General features: G+C 33.7%; 24 protein-coding genes, 1 tRNA gene and 1 other annotated feature. Of the genes, 23 read left to right on the top strand and 2 right to left on the bottom strand.

Going from position 1 to position 20,222, the window contains the following annotated elements:
* Window positions 1–355: 355 nt before the first annotated feature.
* A tRNA-Arg gene (locus AC1RPW_RS02990) sits at window positions 356–429 on the bottom strand.
* 176 nt (window positions 430–605) lie between these two features.
* Here AC1RPW_RS02990 and AC1RPW_RS02985 point away from each other — a divergent pair.
* From AC1RPW_RS02985 to AC1RPW_RS02895, 19 genes are all read left to right on the top strand, one after another.
* Window positions 606–1,238, top strand: a complete 633-nt coding sequence (locus tag AC1RPW_RS02985) for a TetR/AcrR family transcriptional regulator (RefSeq protein ID WP_409022635.1) — start codon at window positions 606–608, stop codon at window positions 1,236–1,238.
* Window positions 1,239–1,291: 53 nt separating this feature from the next.
* Window positions 1,292–1,377, top strand: a sequence feature (ribosomal protein L21 leader region).
* Between the two features lie 18 nt (window positions 1,378–1,395).
* Window positions 1,396–1,704 (top strand): 50S ribosomal protein L21, encoded by a 309-nt coding sequence (gene rplU / locus AC1RPW_RS02980; protein ID WP_409022634.1) that lies wholly within the window; start codon window positions 1,396–1,398, stop codon window positions 1,702–1,704.
* A gap of 21 nt (window positions 1,705–1,725) precedes the next feature.
* On the top strand, window positions 1,726–2,055 hold the full coding sequence (locus tag AC1RPW_RS02975) for a ribosomal-processing cysteine protease Prp (protein ID WP_409022633.1): 330 nt from the start codon (window positions 1,726–1,728) through the stop codon (window positions 2,053–2,055).
* A 23-nt stretch (window positions 2,056–2,078) separates the two neighbouring features.
* Window positions 2,079–2,366, top strand: a complete 288-nt coding sequence (rpmA, locus tag AC1RPW_RS02970; protein ID WP_083478911.1) for a 50S ribosomal protein L27 — start codon at window positions 2,079–2,081, stop codon at window positions 2,364–2,366.
* Between the two features lie 72 nt (window positions 2,367–2,438).
* Window positions 2,439–3,500 carry a M24 family metallopeptidase gene (locus tag AC1RPW_RS02965; RefSeq protein WP_481761243.1) on the top strand — a complete coding sequence of 354 codons (1,062 nt, stop codon included), beginning with the start codon at window positions 2,439–2,441 and terminating at the stop codon, window positions 3,498–3,500.
* 81 nt (window positions 3,501–3,581) lie between these two features.
* Window positions 3,582–4,142 carry an elongation factor P gene (efp, locus tag AC1RPW_RS02960; RefSeq protein ID WP_409022631.1) on the top strand — a complete coding sequence of 187 codons (561 nt, stop codon included), beginning with the start codon at window positions 3,582–3,584 and terminating at the stop codon, window positions 4,140–4,142.
* A 19-nt stretch (window positions 4,143–4,161) separates the two neighbouring features.
* Window positions 4,162–4,593 (top strand): Asp23/Gls24 family envelope stress response protein, encoded by a 432-nt coding sequence (locus AC1RPW_RS02955; protein ID WP_409022630.1) that lies wholly within the window; start codon window positions 4,162–4,164, stop codon window positions 4,591–4,593.
* An 8-nt stretch (window positions 4,594–4,601) separates the two neighbouring features.
* A complete protein-coding gene (gene nusB / locus AC1RPW_RS02950) occupies window positions 4,602–5,039 on the top strand; it encodes a transcription antitermination factor NusB (protein ID WP_409022798.1) in 438 nt (145 codons plus the stop codon).
* A gap of 106 nt (window positions 5,040–5,145) precedes the next feature.
* Window positions 5,146–5,997, top strand: a complete 852-nt coding sequence (gene folD / locus AC1RPW_RS02945) for a bifunctional methylenetetrahydrofolate dehydrogenase/methenyltetrahydrofolate cyclohydrolase FolD (protein WP_481761244.1) — start codon at window positions 5,146–5,148, stop codon at window positions 5,995–5,997.
* Entirely contained in the window at window positions 5,990–7,330 is a 1,341-nt protein-coding gene (gene xseA, locus AC1RPW_RS02940; protein ID WP_481761245.1) for an exodeoxyribonuclease VII large subunit, read from the top strand. The genes folD and xseA overlap by 8 nt, the downstream gene beginning before the upstream one ends.
* A gap of 3 nt (window positions 7,331–7,333) precedes the next feature.
* Entirely contained in the window at window positions 7,334–7,567 is a 234-nt protein-coding gene (locus AC1RPW_RS02935; RefSeq protein WP_409022627.1) for an exodeoxyribonuclease VII small subunit, read from the top strand.
* A complete protein-coding gene (locus tag AC1RPW_RS02930; protein ID WP_481761246.1) occupies window positions 7,560–8,447 on the top strand; it encodes a polyprenyl synthetase family protein in 888 nt (295 codons plus the stop codon). Before AC1RPW_RS02935 ends, AC1RPW_RS02930 begins: the two co-directional genes overlap by 8 nt.
* 8 nt (window positions 8,448–8,455) lie before the next feature.
* Complete coding sequence (locus AC1RPW_RS02925; RefSeq protein ID WP_481761247.1) at window positions 8,456–9,280, top strand: TlyA family RNA methyltransferase; 825 nt, start codon at window positions 8,456–8,458, stop codon at window positions 9,278–9,280.
* A gap of 89 nt (window positions 9,281–9,369) precedes the next feature.
* Window positions 9,370–9,825, top strand: a complete 456-nt coding sequence (locus tag AC1RPW_RS02920) for an arginine repressor (protein ID WP_481761248.1) — start codon at window positions 9,370–9,372, stop codon at window positions 9,823–9,825.
* Between the two features lie 58 nt (window positions 9,826–9,883).
* A complete protein-coding gene (gene recN / locus AC1RPW_RS02915; protein WP_481761249.1) occupies window positions 9,884–11,560 on the top strand; it encodes a DNA repair protein RecN in 1,677 nt (558 codons plus the stop codon).
* Window positions 11,561–11,622: 62 nt separating this feature from the next.
* Window positions 11,623–12,834, top strand: a complete 1,212-nt coding sequence (locus tag AC1RPW_RS02910; protein ID WP_481761250.1) for a betaine/proline/choline family ABC transporter ATP-binding protein — start codon at window positions 11,623–11,625, stop codon at window positions 12,832–12,834.
* 2 nt (window positions 12,835–12,836) lie between these two features.
* Window positions 12,837–13,466 carry an ABC transporter permease gene (locus AC1RPW_RS02905; RefSeq protein WP_481761251.1) on the top strand — a complete coding sequence of 210 codons (630 nt, stop codon included), beginning with the start codon at window positions 12,837–12,839 and terminating at the stop codon, window positions 13,464–13,466.
* Between the two features lie 24 nt (window positions 13,467–13,490).
* Window positions 13,491–14,411 (top strand): osmoprotectant ABC transporter substrate-binding protein, encoded by a 921-nt coding sequence (locus AC1RPW_RS02900; protein WP_481761403.1) that lies wholly within the window; start codon window positions 13,491–13,493, stop codon window positions 14,409–14,411.
* A gap of 1 nt (window position 14,412) precedes the next feature.
* Window positions 14,413–15,066 carry an ABC transporter permease gene (locus tag AC1RPW_RS02895; RefSeq protein WP_481761252.1) on the top strand — a complete coding sequence of 218 codons (654 nt, stop codon included), beginning with the start codon at window positions 14,413–14,415 and terminating at the stop codon, window positions 15,064–15,066.
* Window positions 15,067–15,107: 41 nt separating this feature from the next.
* Here the strand turns inward: AC1RPW_RS02895 and AC1RPW_RS02890 are convergent, their stop codons facing one another.
* Window positions 15,108–15,440: a hypothetical protein gene (locus tag AC1RPW_RS02890; protein WP_409022619.1), complete on the bottom strand. Its 333-nt coding sequence runs from the start codon at window positions 15,438–15,440 to the stop codon at window positions 15,108–15,110.
* Window positions 15,441–15,620: 180 nt separating this feature from the next.
* Here AC1RPW_RS02890 and gmk point away from each other — a divergent pair, with 180 nt between their 5' ends.
* The 4 genes from gmk (at window position 15,621) to priA (ending at window position 20,220) form a co-directional block, all read left to right on the top strand.
* On the top strand, window positions 15,621–16,241 hold the full coding sequence (gmk, locus tag AC1RPW_RS02885) for a guanylate kinase (RefSeq protein ID WP_481761253.1): 621 nt from the start codon (window positions 15,621–15,623) through the stop codon (window positions 16,239–16,241).
* The gene (gene rpoZ, locus AC1RPW_RS02880) at window positions 16,238–16,453 is read left to right on the top strand and encodes a DNA-directed RNA polymerase subunit omega (RefSeq protein WP_409022617.1); all 216 of its coding nucleotides are present in this window, start codon (window positions 16,238–16,240) and stop codon (window positions 16,451–16,453) included. Before gmk ends, rpoZ begins: the two co-directional genes overlap by 4 nt.
* 113 nt (window positions 16,454–16,566) lie before the next feature.
* Window positions 16,567–17,769 (top strand): bifunctional phosphopantothenoylcysteine decarboxylase/phosphopantothenate--cysteine ligase CoaBC, encoded by a 1,203-nt coding sequence (gene coaBC / locus AC1RPW_RS02875; RefSeq protein WP_481761254.1) that lies wholly within the window; start codon window positions 16,567–16,569, stop codon window positions 17,767–17,769.
* Between the two features lie 30 nt (window positions 17,770–17,799).
* On the top strand, window positions 17,800–20,220 hold the full coding sequence (gene priA, locus AC1RPW_RS02870) for a primosomal protein N' (RefSeq protein ID WP_481761255.1): 2,421 nt from the start codon (window positions 17,800–17,802) through the stop codon (window positions 20,218–20,220).
* Window positions 20,221–20,222 lie beyond the last annotated feature (2 nt).

The following is a 20,222-nucleotide window of genomic DNA, read 5'->3' as shown; positions in this document are numbered from 1 at the left end:
TATTTGTTAATATATTTATACCCTCTAACTTGCTACCAACAGGTTAGGGGATTTTTTAATAGTTTTATTTCAAACAATTTACTAAAGCTTAAGTAATTGCTTGATATTTTTAACGTGTTTTCCAGTAATACAATATAAAGCGTTGCCAACAGCCTTACCGACAGAAAATGCTTTCTTATCGCCTGATATTTTAATACTTTAGTAGATTTATTGATAAAAATATCCATGCAACAAATATGCAACAAATGTTTTGAGCATTCTATCCTTTATAGTCTGTTTTCACCTAAATAAAAAAATAGGAACGCCCGTTTAAAGGCATTCCTATTTTTATAAATCGGTCTAGAATGGATATCTATGACTCGGGTGAGATTCGAACTCACGACCGTCCGCTTAGAAGGCGGATGCTCTATCCAGCTGAGCTACCGAGTCATAACAACATTTAATAGTATATGATAAAATACTGGTACTTGTCAATGGAAATTGGTAGAACTCTTATAAATTATCAAAAACATGAATGAAAGTTTTGATGAAATGTTCTATAATAAGAAAGTAATAGACATAAATGGAGATAAAGACTATTTAATTATGAATAAAGAGGTTGAAAAATGGTTGATTCTAATGATCCACGGGTAAAGAGAACAAGACAAAATTTAAAAAAATCATTAGTTGTACTCATGAAACATTACAAAGTTGAAAATATTAGCGTTCAAAAGATTACTCAGGAAGCAAATGTCACTCGAGGAACATTCTATCTGCATTATCATGACAAACAAGATTTTATTAATCGGGCAATGGATGAAATTTTAGATGACTTTTTTGATTACATTATGATTATGTCAAAACAATCACCAGATAAAGCGTACGTTTATTCGAAACCAGTTGAAGTTTGTTGTTTAAATCGGGTGTTTAACTACTTACAAGATGAATCAATGATGTTTGGCGTACTTTTAAATAGTCAAGAAGATGTCGCTTTTTCTGATAAAGTATATGATAGACTAGTTATCTACTTAAATAACTTTAGAGAACAGTTAGCAGGCGATTTTGAAGTATCTAAGATACCAAACGAGTTACAAGTATCCTATGTTGCATCAGCGCACCTAGGCTTCATTAAACGTTGGTTACGAGACGATATGATCTACACACCGCACTACGTTGCTAAGGTTTTAAAAGAAATTACTGGCGTTGATACAAGTAACGGAGTCAATTTAACAAACTTTTTTGTTGAAAATGATGGATAACGTTGACTTAAGAAGTTACATTTGATATTATAATAACGTTGTATTTGTGAACACCACAACTGCAACCGCACGTTTTAAGTTTTTAAGCGTCAGGTTGTCTAAATCTGATCACTAAATTACGGCGAGTCTAAGTAATCTATAAGGAGGTGTAATACACATGTACGCAATTATTAAAACAGGTGGCAAACAACTTAAAGTTGAAGCCGGAGAAGCTATTTACATTGAAAAATTATCAGCAGAAGCTGGTGAAAAAGTTACATTTGATGAAATTGTTTTAGTTGGTGGCGAAAAAACCGTTATTGGTGCTCCTTTTGTTAAAGGTGCTACAGTAACTGGTACTGTTGAAAAACAAGGCCGTGAAAAGAAAGTTGTTACTTTCAAATACAAACCTAAGAAACATTCTCATACAAAACAAGGTCATCGTCAACCATATACTAAGGTTGTTATCGATGCTATTAACGCATAATTTTGAAAGTAGGCTACTAGTATGATACGTGCAGTTATTTCTCGGAGAGATGCCAAAATCATCGATGCGTTTGAAATAACAGGGCATGCTGATTCTGGTGAATATGGTCAAGATATTGTGTGTGCTGCGGTTTCGGTATTGACTATCAATACAGTTAATAGTTTGACCGAACTTGCTAAACTTAATCCTGATGTTGAGATGGATGAAGATAATGGTGGATTAATGAAAGTTAAACTATCAGAATCTGAGTTAAACGATGCTACAGGACAGTTATTTTTAGAAAGTTTAGTTTTAGGACTACAGTCAATTGAGCAAAACTATCAAGATTACATTAAATTAACACTTAAATAATAAGACTATAACAAGGAGGTGCATTGATTATGTTAATGAATTTACAATTTTTCTCACATAAAAAAGGTGGGGGTTCTACTTCTAATGGCCGTGATTCTGTCGGTAGACGTTTAGGCTCAAAAAGAGCTGACGGACAAGAAGTAACAGGTGGTTCAATTCTTTATCGTCAACGTGGAACACGTATTTATCCTGGTGTTAACGTTGGTAAAGGTGGAGATGATACTTTGTTTGCTAAAGTCGATGGTATCGTTCGCTTCGAACGTAAAGGCCGCGATAAGAAACAAGTCTCTGTATACCCTGTAGCTGAATAATAATAACTCAAAGGAAACCTCTTCATTTTATGATAGAGATTTCCTTTTTTTGTACATAAAAGGAGTGTTTAAATGAATTTTGATAGAATTAAACAATTACAATCAACTTTTGAGAAACTCTCGATTGATGCATTTCTAGTGACGGATACGACAAACATATTTTATTTAAGTGGTTTTGAAGGTGATGGTGTATTGTTAATTACTGATACACAACAATTTTTAATCACTGACCTAAGATTTGAATTGGCACTAGAAAATCATGATAAAAAATTAGAAATAAAATTTACGCGTGATTATCTGGGTGCTGTATCTGACATAATTAGTGAAAAAGGATTAACAGTTATGGGATTTGAATCATCAATATCATTTTTAGAGTATGATCAATTAGATGAAATCCTTGTTAGTGATTTGGTGCCATTTACTAATATTGTTGACGAATTACGACGTGTTAAAGATAAGGATGAGCAGATAAAATTAATAAAAGCAGGAAAATTAGCTGATGAAGCTTTCAATTATATTGTGTCGACGATTGAAGTTGGTCAAACAGAAATTGAAATTGCTAATCGGCTAGATAGTTATATCAAAAATTTAGGTACTATGAGTGAATCTTTTGAAACAATTGTAGCAAGCGGTATTCATTCAACATGGCCACATGCAACGGTTTCAAAACGAAAGATTCAAGACCAGGATCTGATTACGATAGATTTTGGCTATTATTACGAGAACTATACATTTGATGTCACAAGGACCATCGCCGTGGGATCGATATCTGATGAATTAAAACATATCTACGAGTCTGTTTTAACGACACAAGAACGAGTGATTTCATTAATTAAACCGGGAATAAAATTAAGTGAATTAGCTAGAGTTGCTAATGAAACAATCGCCGATGCAGGATATGGTAAATATTTTAATCATGGGATTGGGCATGGAATTGGCCTATCAATTCATGAATTACCTAATATTAAATTGGATGATTCAAACAGTGTTTTGCAAGCAGGCGACGTCATTACAATTGAACCAGGGATTTATGTACCAAACCTTAGTGGGGTTCGAATTGAGGATGATATTTTAGTGACTGAGAATGGCTATCAAATGTTAACGAATTCTTCTAAAAAATTAATGATAATATAGACTTTAACTTGCTTTTATATGTCCATTATTGCTATTATTAGAACTATGAGATACACGAGATAGTAGGAGGAATATTATATTATGATGTCCGTTAATGAATTTAAAAATGGTGTTACAATCGAAGTTGATGGTGATTTATGGCGTGTTGTTGAATTTCAACATGTTAAACCGGGTAAAGGTTCTGCTTTTGTTCGATCAAAACTAAAGAATCTCCGTACAGGTGCTGCTCAAGAAAAAACATTCCGTGCTGGTGAAAAAGTTCAAAAAGCACAAATTGATAATAAAAAAATGCAATATCTTTATGCTGATGGTAACAACTATGTATTTATGGATATGGATACATATGAACAATTAGAATTACCAGAAGAACGCGTGCATGAACAATTAAATTATTTGAAAGAAAACTTAATTGTTAATGTTATTATGTTTGGCACTGAAACACTTGGTGTTGACGTTCCTAATACAGTTGAATTAAAAGTAGCATCAACTGAAGCGGGTATTAAAGGTAATACACAATCTGGTGGAACTAAACCTGCTGTTCTTGAAACAGGATTAGTTGTACAAGTGCCATTCTTCGTTAATGAAGATGAAATGTTAATTATTAATACACAAGATGGCACATATATTTCCAGAGCACAATAAATCGACGGAGGTTAAACTTATGGCTGAAGAAACAAATATTGTTTTAAAAAGTACTGAACCTTCTTTGGGTGACATTAAGATTGCACCTGAAGTTATTGAAATTATTGTTGGAATTGCTGCTAACCAAATTGATGGTGTTTACTCAATGCGTGGGACAATTGCTAAAAATTTAACTGAATTATTTGGCCGTAAAAAGTCACTGGGTAAGGGTGTTAAACTTGATTTAACAGATGACCAGTTGAATATTGATGTTTTTGTTTACCTTGATTACGGTGTATCTGTTCCTAAGGTTGCATTAGTGATGCAAGAAAAGATTAAACAACAATTACTATTTATGACAGGTTTAGAAATTATTGAAGTAAATGTTCATGTTGAAGGGGTTATTCCTGAAAAGGAAGCCGATAAGATAGATACTGACGATTTATTTTCAGAAAAAGATGGTGAAAATTAGTGAGTGTAATAGTAACTAGACATACGATTCGCGAAAAAGCATTTCAAGCATTATTTGCGTTAAATTCTAACCCAGATGGTGATAGAGAGGCTATTTATCGTGAATTGTTAGAAGTTCCTGATGAAGAGTCGGCTGTAATTCCACCTTATTTAGAAGCATTAGTTTCAGGTGTTAGTGATAAACAAGCTGAGATAGATTCTGTTATTGAAGAAAATCTAACATCACGCTGGAAACTATCACGCTTAAACAATACGGATTTAATTATTTTGAGATTAGCTATTTACGAAATGAAATACGTAGATGATGTTCCTGCTAAGGTAGCATTGAATGAAGCTTTAGAAATTGCTAAAGAATTTAGTGATGATGAATCAAGAAAATTTGTTAATGGTGTGTTAGATCCAGTTGTTGAAAAAATGCCTGTTGATATTGAAAAAACAAATGAATAATAATGATTGAGAAGTGTTGCATTTTTTGCGACACTTTTTTTTTAGAAATGAATACCTTAAATATGATAAAATGTAAGAAGTAAAAATGGAATAGAGGTGCTAAATTATGGCTAAATTAATTGATGGTAAAAAATTGGCACAAATAACGACGGATAATTTAAAATCTGAGATAGAAGCTTTAAAGAAAAAGAATGTCTTTCCTACATTAGCTGTTATTGTAGTTGGAGAAAATCCAGCAAGTAAAATATATGTTAAGAATAAGCATCGAATTGCTGAATCTATTGGGATAAAATCGATTGTTAAAAGATTACCTGATACGATATCAGAAAAAGAGTTGCTAAATCTCATTAATGACTATAATGATAATTCAGATATTAATGGCATATTAGTACAGTTACCTTTACCGAACCAAATTGATGAAAAAAAGATAACCGAAGCTATTAAACCAGAAAAAGATGTTGATGGATTTCATCCGATAAATATTGGACGATTAGCCATGAATGATCCACTAGCAATTCCATGTACACCACTGGGAATTATGAGAATGTTTAACGCATACAATATTGATTTAGACGGTAAAAATGCAGTTGTTGTTGGCCGCAGTAATATTGTGGGTAAACCAATGGCGGCGTTACTTTTAAACGCTAATGCAACAGTAACGATAACGCATAGTCATACGGAAAATTTATCAGAGATAACTAAACAGGCTGATATTTTAGTCGTTGCAATTGGTCAAGCAAACTTTATTAAAAAAACCGATGTGAAACAAGGTGCTGTAGTCATCGATGTCGGGATGAACCGCTTAGATAGTGGTAAGTTAGCGGGAGATGTCGATAAGGAAGTTGCAGAGGTTGCAGGATATCTGACACCAGTACCAAAAGGGGTTGGACCTATGACGATTGCAATGTTGATGGAACAAACAATTGAATTAACAAAACGGAGTGTTGGCATTGAATAAAGATAATTATTTATCAGTTACATCATTAACAACATATTTGAAGAAAAAATTTGATGCTGATCCTTATCTTGGGACCGTTTATTTAACTGGCGAAATTTCAAATTTAAGACCTCGACCTAATGCGCATCAATATTTTAGTTTAAAAGATGATCATGCTAAAATTAGCGCAATTATGTTCCGTTCAGCTTTTGATAAAATAAAATTTAAACCAGAAGATGGCATGAAAGTTTTAGTTATGGGCCGTATATCTTTATATGAAGCGACAGGTAACTATCAAATATATATTGAGCGAATGGAACCTGATGGTGTTGGTGCGTTATATCAAGCCTATGAGCAGTTAAAAAATAAGCTACAAGCTGAAGGATTATTTTCAGCACCAAAACAGGCATTGGTTAAATATCCTAAACGAATTGCTGTGATTACAAGTCCTTCAGGGGCTGTCATTAAAGATATTATGACAACCGTTAAAAGACGTTACCCGATTGCTCAATTAGTTTTATTTCCTGCGATTGTACAAGGTGACAAAGCAGCTAATGATTTAGTTAAGCGGTTAAAACAAATTAACGAATTAGGCCATTTTGACACGATTATTATTGGTCGAGGCGGTGGCTCAATTGAAGATTTATGGCCATTTAATGAAGAATCTGTTGCAAGGGAAATATTTGCTAGCCAGATTCCAATTATTTCTTCAGTTGGACATGAGACAGACACAACCATTGCTGATTTAGTGGCCGATGTTCGGGCAGCAACGCCAACAGCAGCAGCAGAATTAGCTGTCCCTGTTTACGCCGATGAATTAATTAAGATTAATCAATTAAAATTGAGACTATTACAAGTAACACAAAATATTTTAAGTTTAAGAAGACAACAATTAGATAAGATTCAACAATCATATGTTTTTCAACAACCTAATCGGTTATATGAGGGTTACCTTCAAAACTTAGACAATTTAGCACAACGCTTAATGCAAGTAACAAAACAAATTATCACAATTAAGAAACAACAATTTGAACAAGCTAATGGTCAGTTGCGCTATCAAAATCCGCAACAATTGGTTAGTCAACTGCAAGATCAAGTAAAACAACAAAACAAACAGTTACATCAATTAATGACCTACTTACTTGAAACAAAGAAACAACAGGTTGGCGAAAAAATAAATGCGCTTGATTTATTAAGTCCATTGAAGATTATGGGACGAGGATACAGTTACGTATCTATGGAAGATAAAATTATTAAAAGTATTAATTCAGTGAATATAGATGATAACGTCGTGTTACACCTTACAGATGGTAAAGCATATGCAAAAATTGAAAAAGTTGAAAAAGGAGAATAAAAAATGGCTGAAAAAAAAGCGACATTTGAAGATAACTTAGTAGAACTTGAAAAAATTGTAACAGAACTAGAACAAGGTGATGTTCCTTTAGAAAAAGCATTAACCCAATTTCAAAACGGTGTTAAGTTGAGCTCAAAATTGCAAAAAACATTGGAAAATGCTGAAAAAACATTAACCAGTGTCATGAATGATTCTGGTGAAGAAGTGCCATTCGAACAAGGCTTAGAAAATGAGTAACTTAACTAAATTTTCTGATATCGTATTACCAGAATTTAATCAAATTATGTTGAATCAATTACAGGCTTTAGACACTGAAAAAAAGTTAAAAGAATCGATGACTTATTCAGTTGAAGCGGGTGGTAAACGTATTAGACCACTAATCATTTTTGTTATTTGTCAAATGCTTAATCGTAAACTTGATAAGTCAGTTTATTCTATTGCTGGTGCATTAGAATTAATTCATACCTATTCATTAATTCATGATGATTTGCCTGCGATGGATGATGATAATTTAAGACGTGGTAAACCAACAAACCATATTATTTTTGGTGAAAGCATGGCAATTTTAGCTGGTGATGCACTAAATACATTAGCCTTTGAATGGATCAGTAACGCAGAGTTGCCTGATTCACAAAAGGTATTACTAATGGGTCAACTAGCTAGGTTAGCTGGCCCAGAGGGAATGGTTGGCGGTCAAGTTGCCGATATTGAAGGTGAACAAAAAGAGTTATCATTAGCGCAGTTGAAACAGGTGCATAAGCGTAAAACGGGTGATTTAATTGAATTTTCAGTTTACGCAGGTAGCATACTTGGAAAAGCGACTGACCAACAGCACGTAGCGTTTATGGCATATGGACGTCATTTTGGGTTAGCTTTTCAAATCTATGATGATATTATGGATGTCGTTGGGACATCTGAAGAGATGGGCAAGGCTGTTCATAAAGACAATCAAGAAAATAAAAATACGTATCCTGGACTAATGGGAATTGATCAAGCTTATAGGATGCTCGAAGAAGTAACCAATCAAGCTAAAGATGCTATTCAAACGCTTAAGCAAACAGGGTTGGAGACAGAGTATTTGGAAGAATTGTTACATTACTTTAAATTAAAAAATTAGGAGTCACTATGAAAAAAGAGCGCATTGATGTTTTATTAGTTAAACAAGGGTTATTTGAAACTCGTGAACAGGCCAAACGTGCAGTTATGGCTGGTGAAATTCTGGGTGAGAATGAAGAACGATTGGATAAACCAGGTGTTAAAATTTCTGAAGAAACTGTGCTTCATTTTAAAGGTAAAAAATTACCTTATGTGAGCCGCGGTGGACTTAAATTAGAAAAAGCCCTTAAAGTATTTGATGCAACCGTTCAGGATAAAACGGTCTTAGACATTGGATCATCAACCGGTGGCTTTACCGATGTTGCTTTACAAAATGGCGCAAAATTAAGTTATGCGTTAGATGTTGGTACCAATCAATTAGTTTGGAAATTACGACAAGATCCAAGAGTTGTTGTGATGGAAAATACTAACTTCAGATATAGTAAAAAAGAAGATTTTGAATTTGGACAACCCAATTTTGCAACAATAGATGTATCGTTTATTTCATTACATCTTATTTTACCTGCATTAAAGAAAATTATTACTGAAAATGGGGATGTTGTGGCATTAATAAAACCCCAATTTGAAGCAGGAAAAGAAAATGTTGGAAAACATGGTATTGTACGAGATGAAAAGATTCATCGTCAAGTGCTCGAAGACATTGTTCAATTTTCTATTTCCACTGGATTTAATGTTGCGGATTTAAGCTACTCACCAATTAAGGGTGGCGAAGGTAATATTGAATTTTTAATTCATTTAAAGTCTGCGATAAATGAAATTGGCGAGATTTCGGATAAGGTTAGTATCGATGGCGTATTAACTGCTGCATACGATAACCTGAATGCCGTTAAATAAGGATTTAAAGTGAAGTTCTTTAATAATAATTGAAATTACGTTATACTAACTCTATGGGTGGTAGAGGTTATCGGGTGAGGGGGACTTTAATGAAAAAGCAAGAACGGCAACGTTATGTTCGTGAATTATTGAAGAACAATAATATTGATAAGCAGGAAGATTTTGTGAGTTTGCTTAAAAAACAAGGGATTACAGTCACACAAGCAACTATTTCTAGAGATATTAAAGAAATGCAATTAATTAAAGTGCCATCTGCTGATGGAACTTACAGTTATAATTTACCTGTTCAAAAAAAATTGAATACAGAAAAAAAATTAACTAAAACGTTAAAAGATGCTTTTATATCAACTGATGTTCAAAATGAAATGTGTCTCGTTAAGGTGACGCCAGGAAGTGGTCCAGCAATCGTATCTTTAATTGAACAAATGAATTATTCATTTGTTTTTGGTACTTTAGGCGGAGATGGATCAGCTCTAATTATCTGTCACTCGAACAAAGATGCGTTAAAGTTAAGTAAAATTTTAAATGAGATTGTAACTGAATAGATAGAAATAAAATCTGTGACATTTGTTTCAGATTTTTTCTATTAAAGGGGTGAAAAAAATGTTACAAGAATTGACAATAAAAGATTTTGCCATTATTGATTCTTTGAATATCGATTTCATGGCTAATATGACAGTTTTAACAGGTGAAACTGGTGCGGGTAAATCCATTATCATTGATGCTTTGGGCCTCTTATCAGGTGGTAGAGGGTCCCAAGAATTTATTAGAAAAGATGCAAAAAAAATGGTGCTACAAGGACTCTTTATGCCAACTGAAAACTCAAATACGTTAACGAAGTTGGACCAATTAGGTATTGGCCATGATGATAACTCTGTGATTTTACAACGTGAAATACATAGATCTGGTAAAAATATTTGTCGCATAAACGGTATGTTGGTTAACACGAGTACACTAAAATCAATTGGTGAAACGTTAGTTGATATTCATGGCCAAAATGAACATCAAGAATTAATGCAACAGGATAAGCATTTGGGCATGTTAGATGAATATATTAAAAATGATATTCAAACACTGAAGCATAGTTATCAAGAAGCATTTGAATACTATCAAAACCTAAATAAGTTACAAATAAAAAGACAAACAAATCAAAACGAATGGGCACAACGATTAGATATGTTACATTTTCAAAAAGATGAAATTGAAAGTGCAGATTTAATTGAAAATGAAGAAGACATATTAAGCGCTGAAAAAGAACGTCTAGAAAATTTTCAAACTATTAATCAGTCACTGGATGCAAGTTACCAAGCGTTATCGGGTGATGATGAAAATACAGTTGACCATGTTGGTGTTGCAATGTCTAACATGCTAAAAATTGATAATTTAGATAGTGAATATAAAGACTTAGCAGAACGGTTGTCGTCAGCCTATTATATGCTGCAGGATGCATCTAGTGACCTATTGCGTCAGTTAGACTCCCTGGAATGGGATGAGCAACGATTAAATGAGATTGAAAATAGGCTTGAATTAATTGTACAATTAAAACACAAATATGGTGATTCTGTTGAAAAAATATTAGCTTATTTGAGTCTTATATCTGAAGAATTAATTGAAATGGAAGCAACTGAAGGTAATGCAGATGATTTAGATAATCAAGTTAATTTAGCTAGAAAAGAAGCCCATAAATTGGCTGATAAATTAACTAATGTTCGAAAAAAAGCAGCCATCATTCTACAAAAAGAAGTGCATAAACAGTTAAGTGAGTTGTATATGGACAAAGCCGTTTTTGAAGTTAAATTTGATTCACTCAATCAGTTAAATAGTACCGGACAAGATAAAGTTGAATTTTATATTCAAACAAATGTTGGGGAAACAATGGGGCCATTAGCTAAGATTGCTTCTGGTGGTGAACTTTCTCGAATGATGTTAGCGTTAAAGACAATTTTTTCTAGGACGCAAGGTGTCACAAGTATTATATTTGATGAAGTTGATACAGGAGTTAGTGGACGTGTTGCCCAGGCAATTGCTGAAAAAATTAATCAAATTGCCCAACAATCACAAGTTCTATGTATCACACATTTGCCACAGGTTGCTGCAATTAGCGAGCACCATTACTTTATAGCTAAAGAAGTGATTTGTGAACGTACAGAAACATCTATTAAATTGTTATCTAAGGAAGATCGTATTCAAGAAATTGCTCGAATGCTTGCCGGTTCTGAGATTACACCTTTAACTGTTAAACATGCTGAAGAATTACTAAATACGGCACAAAAAAAATAATTAAAACCAAGGTACTACTATGAATAGATGATTGGTTAGTTATAAAAAAGGAGAGTACTAATATGCTTAAGTTTGATAAAATATCAAAAATTTATAAAGGTAATAAAGCTGTAGATAATTTTAATTTGGAAGTTCAAGATGGTGAATTCATTTGTTTCATCGGAACATCTGGTTCAGGTAAAACAACTACTATGAGAATGATTAACCGTATGTTGACACAAACAGAAGGTACAATCACTATTGATGGTAAAGATATAGCCAAAATGGATCCCGTTAAATTACGTCGTAAAATCGGATATGTTATTCAAAATATTGGTTTAATGCCACATATGACTATTCGTGAAAATATTACATTAGTACCAAAATTATTAAAATGGCCTGAAGAAAAAAGAGATGAACGCGCTAAAGAAATGATTAAATTAGTTGAACTACCAGAATCATATTTAGACCGTTACCCATCTGAACTTTCTGGTGGGCAACAACAAAGAATCGGAGTTGTCAGAGCTTTAGCTGCTGATCAAGATATTATCTTGATGGATGAACCTTTTGGTGCGCTTGATCCTATTACTAGAGAAGCTTTACAAGATTTAGTTAAAGATTTACAAGAACGTTTAGGTAAGACATTCGTTTTTGTTACTCATGATATGGATGAAGCTTTAAAATTAGCAACACGAATTGTTGTTATGTCTGAAGGAAAGATTGTTCAAGCAGATACACCCGATAATATTTTGAAAAATCCAGCAAATAAATTTGTTGAAAACTTGATTGGTCAAGATAGACTTATCCAAGCTCGTCCAAGTATTACAACTGTTGGTCAAGTTATGTTAGCTAACCCAGTTTCAATTACACCAGGTAAGTCATTAGTAACAGCTATTCGTTTAATGCATGATCGTCGAGTTGATACGTTGTTAGTTACTGATGATGCTGGTATTTTAAAGGGTTATATTGATATTGAAAGCTTAGATTATAGTTTCAATACATCAAGTAGTGTCAGCGATATTATGAACAAAGATATTTTCTATGTTAAAGAAGATTCATTAGTTCGTGATACTGTTGAACGTATTTTAAAACGTGGATTTAAAAATGTACCTGTTATTAATAAAGATGGTATATTAGTCGGAATTGTAACCCGCGCTACCCTAGTTGATATTGTTTATGATGCACTTTGGGGTGATGAAAATAGTGCTTCTCATGAAGAAGTAACTAAAATAATGACGTCAGACTCAGGTACAGATACCGATGAAACTAGCCCAAGTTCAACGAAGGAGGGTTAATAATGACTTCATTTTTACAAGAATATGGGGCAATGATTGTCTCAAAATTATGGGAACATATTGAAATTTCAGGAATGGCATTATTTTTTGGAGTAGCAATAGCTGTTCCTTTAGGAATTTTACTAACAAGATTACCTAAGACAGCCAATATTGTAATTGCAATTGCTAGTATGTTGCAAACAATTCCTGCTTTAGCTTTACTAGCCATGATGATTCCTTTATTTGGGATTGGTAAGTTACCAGCTGTTGTAGCATTATTTATCTATTCGTTGTTACCAATATTAAGAAATACGTATATTGGTATTAAAGAAGTGGATCCAGTGTTAAAAGACGCTGCTAAAGGGATGGGTATGACTAATTTGCAGTCGATTCTGCAAGTTGAATTAGTTATGGCATCTCAGGTTATTATGTCTGGAATTCGTTTAGCTGCAACTTATGTAATTGCTTGGGCAACATTAGCTTCATATATTGGTGCTGGTGGCTTAGGGGATATGATTTTTAATGGATTAAATTTGTATCAACCAAAATTAATTTTAGGCGGTACAATTCCAGTTATCTTATTAGCCTTACTAGTTGATTTTATACTTGGACAGGTTGAAAAAAAGGTAGCACCAAAAACAACAAGAAATTAAGGAGGCTTTAACATGAAAATTACGATGAAAAAAATACTTGTTAGCTTAAGCCTTCTGTTTGCCGGTGTGAGTCTATCAAGTTGTGGGTTTCCTGGTTTAACAGGTGGCTCTGAATCGACAATTAAAATTGTCGCACAATCAACGACGGAATCTCAAATTATTGGATCAATGCTACAACAATTGATTGAACATGAATCAGATAATCAAGTAGAACTGATAAATAATTTAGGTTCTGGTACATTAAGTTTTAATGCACTCAAAAACGGTGATGCAGATATATCATCTGCTAGATATACAGGAACTGACTTAAGTGCGGTATTAAATAAACCAGTAGAAAAAGATACCGTTAAAGCTAATAAAATAGTTAAAGATGGATTCGAAAATAGATTCCAAATGAAATGGTTTGATAGTTTAGGTTTTGCTGATACTTATGCATTTATGGTTACAAAAGAGACAGCTAAAAAGTACAATTTAAACACAGTATCTGATTTAAGAAAAATTGAATCTAAATTAACAGTCGGTGTTGATGCCAACTGGATTAGCCGTGTAGGTGATGGTTACGATGGTTTCCAAAAAGAATATAATATTAAATTTGGTAACATTTATCCTATGCAGATTGGATTAGTCTATAGCGCTTTGGCAAAGGGTAAAATGGATGTTGTTCTTGGATATTCAACTGATGGCCGAATTAAGAGTTATGATCTGAAAATTTTGAAGGATGATCGTCACTTCTTCCCACCATATTCAGCAAGCCTTGTTGCAAATGATTCTATCTTGAAGGAACATCCTGAATTAACACCGCTTATTGATCGACTTAAAAACAAAATTAATTTATCAACAATGCAATCATTAAATTACAAAGTTGATAATGATTTTTACGAACCAGCAGTAGTTGCAAAACAATTCTTAGAAGAACATCATTACTTCGAAAAGGCGGGTGATTAATATGAATACTTTTGATCAATTGATGTCTTATTTTAGTAATAATGGGTTATATGTTTTACAAGAATTTACAAGACATTTTTTAATTTCAATATATGGTGTGATAATTGCTGCAATTATTGGGATTCCAATCGGAATTTTTATCTCAAAACATCATAGATTGAGCGATGTAGCAATAGGTGCTGCTAATGTTATTCAAACTGTACCATCATTAGCAATGTTATCTATTATTATGTTGGGACTAGGTTTAGGTGTTAATACAGTTATTGTAACTGTTGCACTTTACTCACTATTACCTATTTTAAAAAATACGTATTCAGGGATGATTAATGTTGATCCTGGCGTTCTTGATTCTGGTAAAGGGATGGGAATGACGAGACTTCAAATCCTTTATATGATTGAGTTACCGTTATCATTATCAGTTATCATGGCCGGAATTAGAAATGCATTAGTTGTTGCAATTGGTATTACAGCAATTGGTTCATTTATTGGTGCAGGTGGACTTGGAGATATTATTATCCGAGGAACAAATGCAACTGATGGAGCAGCTATTATTTTAGCTGGTGCATTGCCAACAGCTCTAATGGCCGTTATTGCTGATGCAATTTTGGCACTTATTCAAAGAAAATTTGATCCAACAACAATTAAACGTAAATAAAAAAATGGTCATTTTCTAGTTGTTATAGAAAGTGACCATTTTTATATTGAATCGATTAAAGCGATATAACGGAGTTGATTATCAGTAAGAAGGTAAGTGATATTCGTATATTGCGTTTTAAATATTAATTGATTAGAACCAGAACGTCGGTGTAAGGTACCACGAAGTTCTTGGAATTCTTTTTGAAATCCAGTTGGATTTAATTGTAAAATAATTGTTTTTTTCATTTTTAAAACTTTTTCTGTAAAGAGTGCTAATTGAAATTGAGGCATTTGTGGTCTTAAAATAAAGTCATCTAAATCAAAAATTTTATGATATGAATATTGTAGTGTTGAGCCAATAGTTTGAATTGTTGTTTGTTGTTTATTTTGCATAATAAAGTTCCTCCCCGAACGTTTGTTTGTATTTTCATTATACGAACAAACGTTCGGTAAAGCAAGTGTTAATTTATAATATATTTAAAAGATGACAACAGCGCATAAAAAGCTTGAATAATAGCCGTAAAAAGTGCATACTATTTATTAATACTTATCTTAGAGGAGTTTACAAATTTAATGGCTAATCGTGGAATGTTGATCGTACTATCTGGTCCATCAGGGGTCGGTAAAGGAACCGTAAGAAAAGCAATTTTTGACCAAGCTGACAATAAGTTTCTTTATTCAATTTCAATGACCACTCGTAAAATGCGAGAAGGCGAAGTTGATGGTGTTGACTATCATTTTGTATCAAAAGAAGAATTTGAGAATGAAATTTCAACGGGCGGTATGTTAGAATACGCCAAGTATGTTGACAATTACTATGGAACACCGTTAAAATATGTAAATAAGATGCTTGACGCTGGTCAAGATGTCTTTCTTGAAATTGAAGTACAAGGTGCTATGCAAGTTCGAGAAAAAATTTCTGATGGTTTATTTATTTTCTTAACGCCACCTGATTTGATGGAATTAAGACAAAGAATTACAGGACGTGGAACGGATGATTCTGCAACTATTGATAAACGAATGACAAAAGCCATTGGTGAGATTGATATGATGCAGAATTACGATTACGCGGTTGTTAATGATGAAATAAATGATGCTGTTGAAAAAATTCAAACGATTATTAAAGCTGAACGTTGGCGTGTAAAACGATTTTTACCTGACTATAGAAAACAATTAGGAGATGTATTTAAATGATTTTATATCCTTCAGTAGATGACTTATTGAAACAAGTAGATTCAAGATACTCATTAATTATGTTAGCAAGTAAACGTGCCCATGAATTAGATGCTGGCGCTCTACCAATGCTTTCTAATTACAAATCAAAAAAGAATGTTGGACGTGCTTTGGAAGAAGTTGTTACTGGTGATTTAATTATTGATCCAGTTGAAAAAGAAGATATTCGTTAATCTGATTAAATGAAAAGGAGTTAAGACAAGCTAATTGTCCTAACTCCTATTTTATTTCTTAGAAAATTGATACAATAGAGAATAGAATAAATTCGGTATGGGGGCGACATGAAATGACACTTGAAAATAAAAAAATCGGTCTTGTTGTAACAGGTGGTATTGCAGCGTATAAAAGTTTGGGATTAGTCCGAGCACTAATTAAACAAGGTGCTAGCGTTCGAGTTGCGATGACCAAAGCTGCAACTGAATTTGTAACACCCTTGAGTTTTGAAACGTTGAGTAAAAATAGGGTGTTAACTGATTTATTTTCAGGAAAAGAGTCTGAGCATGTTGCACATATTGAATTTGCAGACTGGGCAGAATTAATGGTTATTGCACCAGCGACAGCAAACATTATCGCAAAAATGGCCAATGGTATCGCAGATGATTTTGTTTCAACCACTTTATTAGCAACTGAGGCACAAAAAATTGTTGTGCCCGCAATGAATGAACATATGCTAATGAATTCTGCTACACAACGTAATCTTAAATTTTTAGGACGAAATAACATTCAGATTATTGAACCAGAAATAGGCTTTTTAGCAGAAGGTTATTCAGGTAAGGGACGTTTTCCCGAATTAAATGTGATAATGTCAGTTATTCAAACTTCCTTTGAGGATAGTGACAAACCATTAGAAGGTAAAAATGTCTTAGTGACAGCTGGTGGTACACGAGAACGAATCGATCCAGTTCGTTTTATCGCTAATGATTCTTCTGGTAAAATGGGTTTCGCAATTGCGATTGAAGCGCAAAAGTTAGGTGCTAATGTCACCTTAATTAGCGGAATAAGCCAGTTGCCAGACCCAATTGGCGTGACAACAATTAGAGTTACAACTGCGTTAGAGTTATCTGAAGCTATCAATAAGCGATTTGATGACCAAAATATTTTGATAATGGCAGCAGCTGTTTCAGATTATCGTGTACAAAATGTTGCAGATCAGAAAATAAAAAAAGCTGAATCTACTTTAACGTTAATATTAGAAAAAAATCCAGATATTTTAAAACATTTGGGCCAAATTAAGCAAAATCAGTATTTAGTCGGATTTGCTGCGGAAACCCAAAACGGACTAGAAAATGCACAAGAAAAATTAGAAAAGAAAAATTTAGATTTATTGGTTTTAAATGATGTCTCAAATTCTGCCATTGGATTTAATAGCAATGATAATGAGGTAACACTGCTTAGACCAAACAGAAAAAATGATTTCATAAAGCAAACAAGTAAAAAGCAAATTGCTAAGGAATTATTAGCTACTATTATAAGCGATGTAGTAAAATAAGCAGTTAATTAAATGAAAGGAGGTTTCAGTATGTCACAATATGCAAAAATTATCGTTGATGTTCCTACGATGCAAACGGACCAGCCATATACGTATTCAATCCCAGCAGTATTAACAAATCAGATTGAGATTGGCATGCGGGTTATTGTACCATTTGGGAATGGTAAACGATTGGTTCAAGGATTTGTAATTGATCTTTTTGATAAGAATGAGTTCGATGGTCATGTAAAAGATATTCAATCAGTCGTTGATTTAAGACCTGTTGTGAATACTGAATTATTAGACTTATCTGAGTGGATAGCTAATGAAACCTTTTCCTTCCGTATAACTGCCTTACAAATGGTTTTACCGAGTGTCATGCGTGCAACCTATAAAAAGCGAGTTCGTTTAATTGACGAAATTGATGAAGATTTACAAGATAAATTATTTCAAGGTCAAGATTCTATTGAATTTGATCCAGAACATATGGATGCTCAAATAATTAAAGAATTATTACAACTTACCAAGGCTGAAAAGGCTGAGATGATTTATGAAGTTGGCAATAAAGCTAAAGTTAAAATGCAAATATCAATCCAACCAAAACTTGGATTCGAAGCATATGAAAATATTCGAAGTGGTTTACGTAAAAATGCTAAACAACAGCACTTATTGATTGACTATCTACAATCACTCACTGAAGATAGCTTGATTCCTCAGAAACAAGTTGTTGAGGAAATAGGCGTGACACCTGCAACAATTACAGCTGGAGCAAAAAATGGTTGGCTTGAAAAAGTTGAGACTGAGGTATATCGGGACCCATATAAAGACACAATTATTGAGCCAACCAATATGCAAGAATTAACCTCAGATCAAGAGGTTGCGGTGCTAGCTGTCGATGAGGCTATTAAAAGTGGAACTAATACAACATTTTTACTTCAAGGTGTGACGGGGAGTGGGAAAACAGAAGTTTATTTGCAGACAATCGCAAAAGCGCTAGAACTTAGAAAAACAGCTTTGATGCTTGTACCAGAAATAGCTTTGACACCCCAAATGGTTAAGCGAGTTAAATCACGATTTGGTAATCTAGTTGCGGTCCTGCATAGCGGTTTGTCTGACGGTGAGCGTTATGATGAATGGCGCCGGATTGAGCGTAAAGAAGCGCAAGTAGTTGTCGGTGCACGTTCAGCCGTTTTTGCACCATTAGATAATATTGGCGTTATTATTGTTGATGAAGAGCATGAATCGAGCTATAAACAAGATGAAACACCAAGGTATCATGCAAGGGATGTTGTTCTTTGGAGAAGTAAAAGACATCAGTGTCCTGTCATATTGGGTAGTGCAACACCATCCCTCGAATCTCGTGCTAGAGCTCAAAAAGGCGTGTATGAGTGGTTACAATTACCTCAACGTATAAATGGTCATCCCATGCCAGAAGTTACGCTAATTGATATGAGAGAAGAAATGAAAAAGACTGGTGAGAGTAATTTTTCTGAGCCACTTAGACATGAAATTACTAAGCGCCTTGAGAAAAATGAACAGACTGTTTTAATGTTAAATCGTCGTGGGTTTTCATCTTTCGTAATGTGCCGAGATTGTGGATTCGTGCTACCTTGTCCTAACTGTGATACTTCTTTAACATTGCATATGGATACTCATACAATGAAATGTCATTATTGTGGACATGAAGAAGGTATTCCTAAAACTTGTCCTAACTGTCATAGTCGAAAAATTAGATATTATGGTACAGGTACGCAAAAAGTTGAAGAAGAACTTAAAACGTTATATCCAGAGGCTAAAATTTTACGAATGGACGTTGATACGACACGTAAAAAAGGCGCACACGAAAAAATCCTAGCTAAATTTGGCGCAAAAGAAGCTGATATTTTATTGGGTACACAAATGATTGCGAAAGGGTTAGACTTTCCTGATGTGACGTTAGTTGGCGTTCTTAATGCAGATACAGCACTTAGTTTGCCTGATTTTAGATCAAGTGAAAGAACGTTCCAATTATTAACCCAAGTGAGCGGTCGAGCTGGTCGAGCTGAAAAAGAAGGACATGTTATTATCCAAACTTTTAATCCAGATCACTACGCGATTCAATATGCGAAGCATCATGACTATGAATCATTTTATAAAAAAGAAATGTCAGTTCGACATATGGAAAATTATCCACCATATTATTATACAATTCAGCTCACTGCTAGTTATACGGATGAGGCTGGAGCAGCGAAAAAAATGTTAGAAGCAGTTCAATTTTTAAAACCAGTGTTATCAAAGAATGCGATTATTCTTGGACCAACACCAAAATCAATTATGCGTGTTAATAATCGTTTTTATTATCAAGTGGTTATTAAGTATAAATCAGAAGGTCAATTAAAAGAACGACTAAGAGAGTTAATGACTAAATCTCAAGCCGAAGTTCGAAAAGGTTTAAAATTAACGATTGATTCTGAACCAGTAAACTTTATTTAAAT

This window comes from Dellaglioa sp. CoH-55-MRSF-8, from assembly GCF_056782195.1.
The sequence above is the reverse complement of the archived record's forward strand: the minus strand, read 5'-3'. Positions and strand labels throughout refer to the sequence as shown.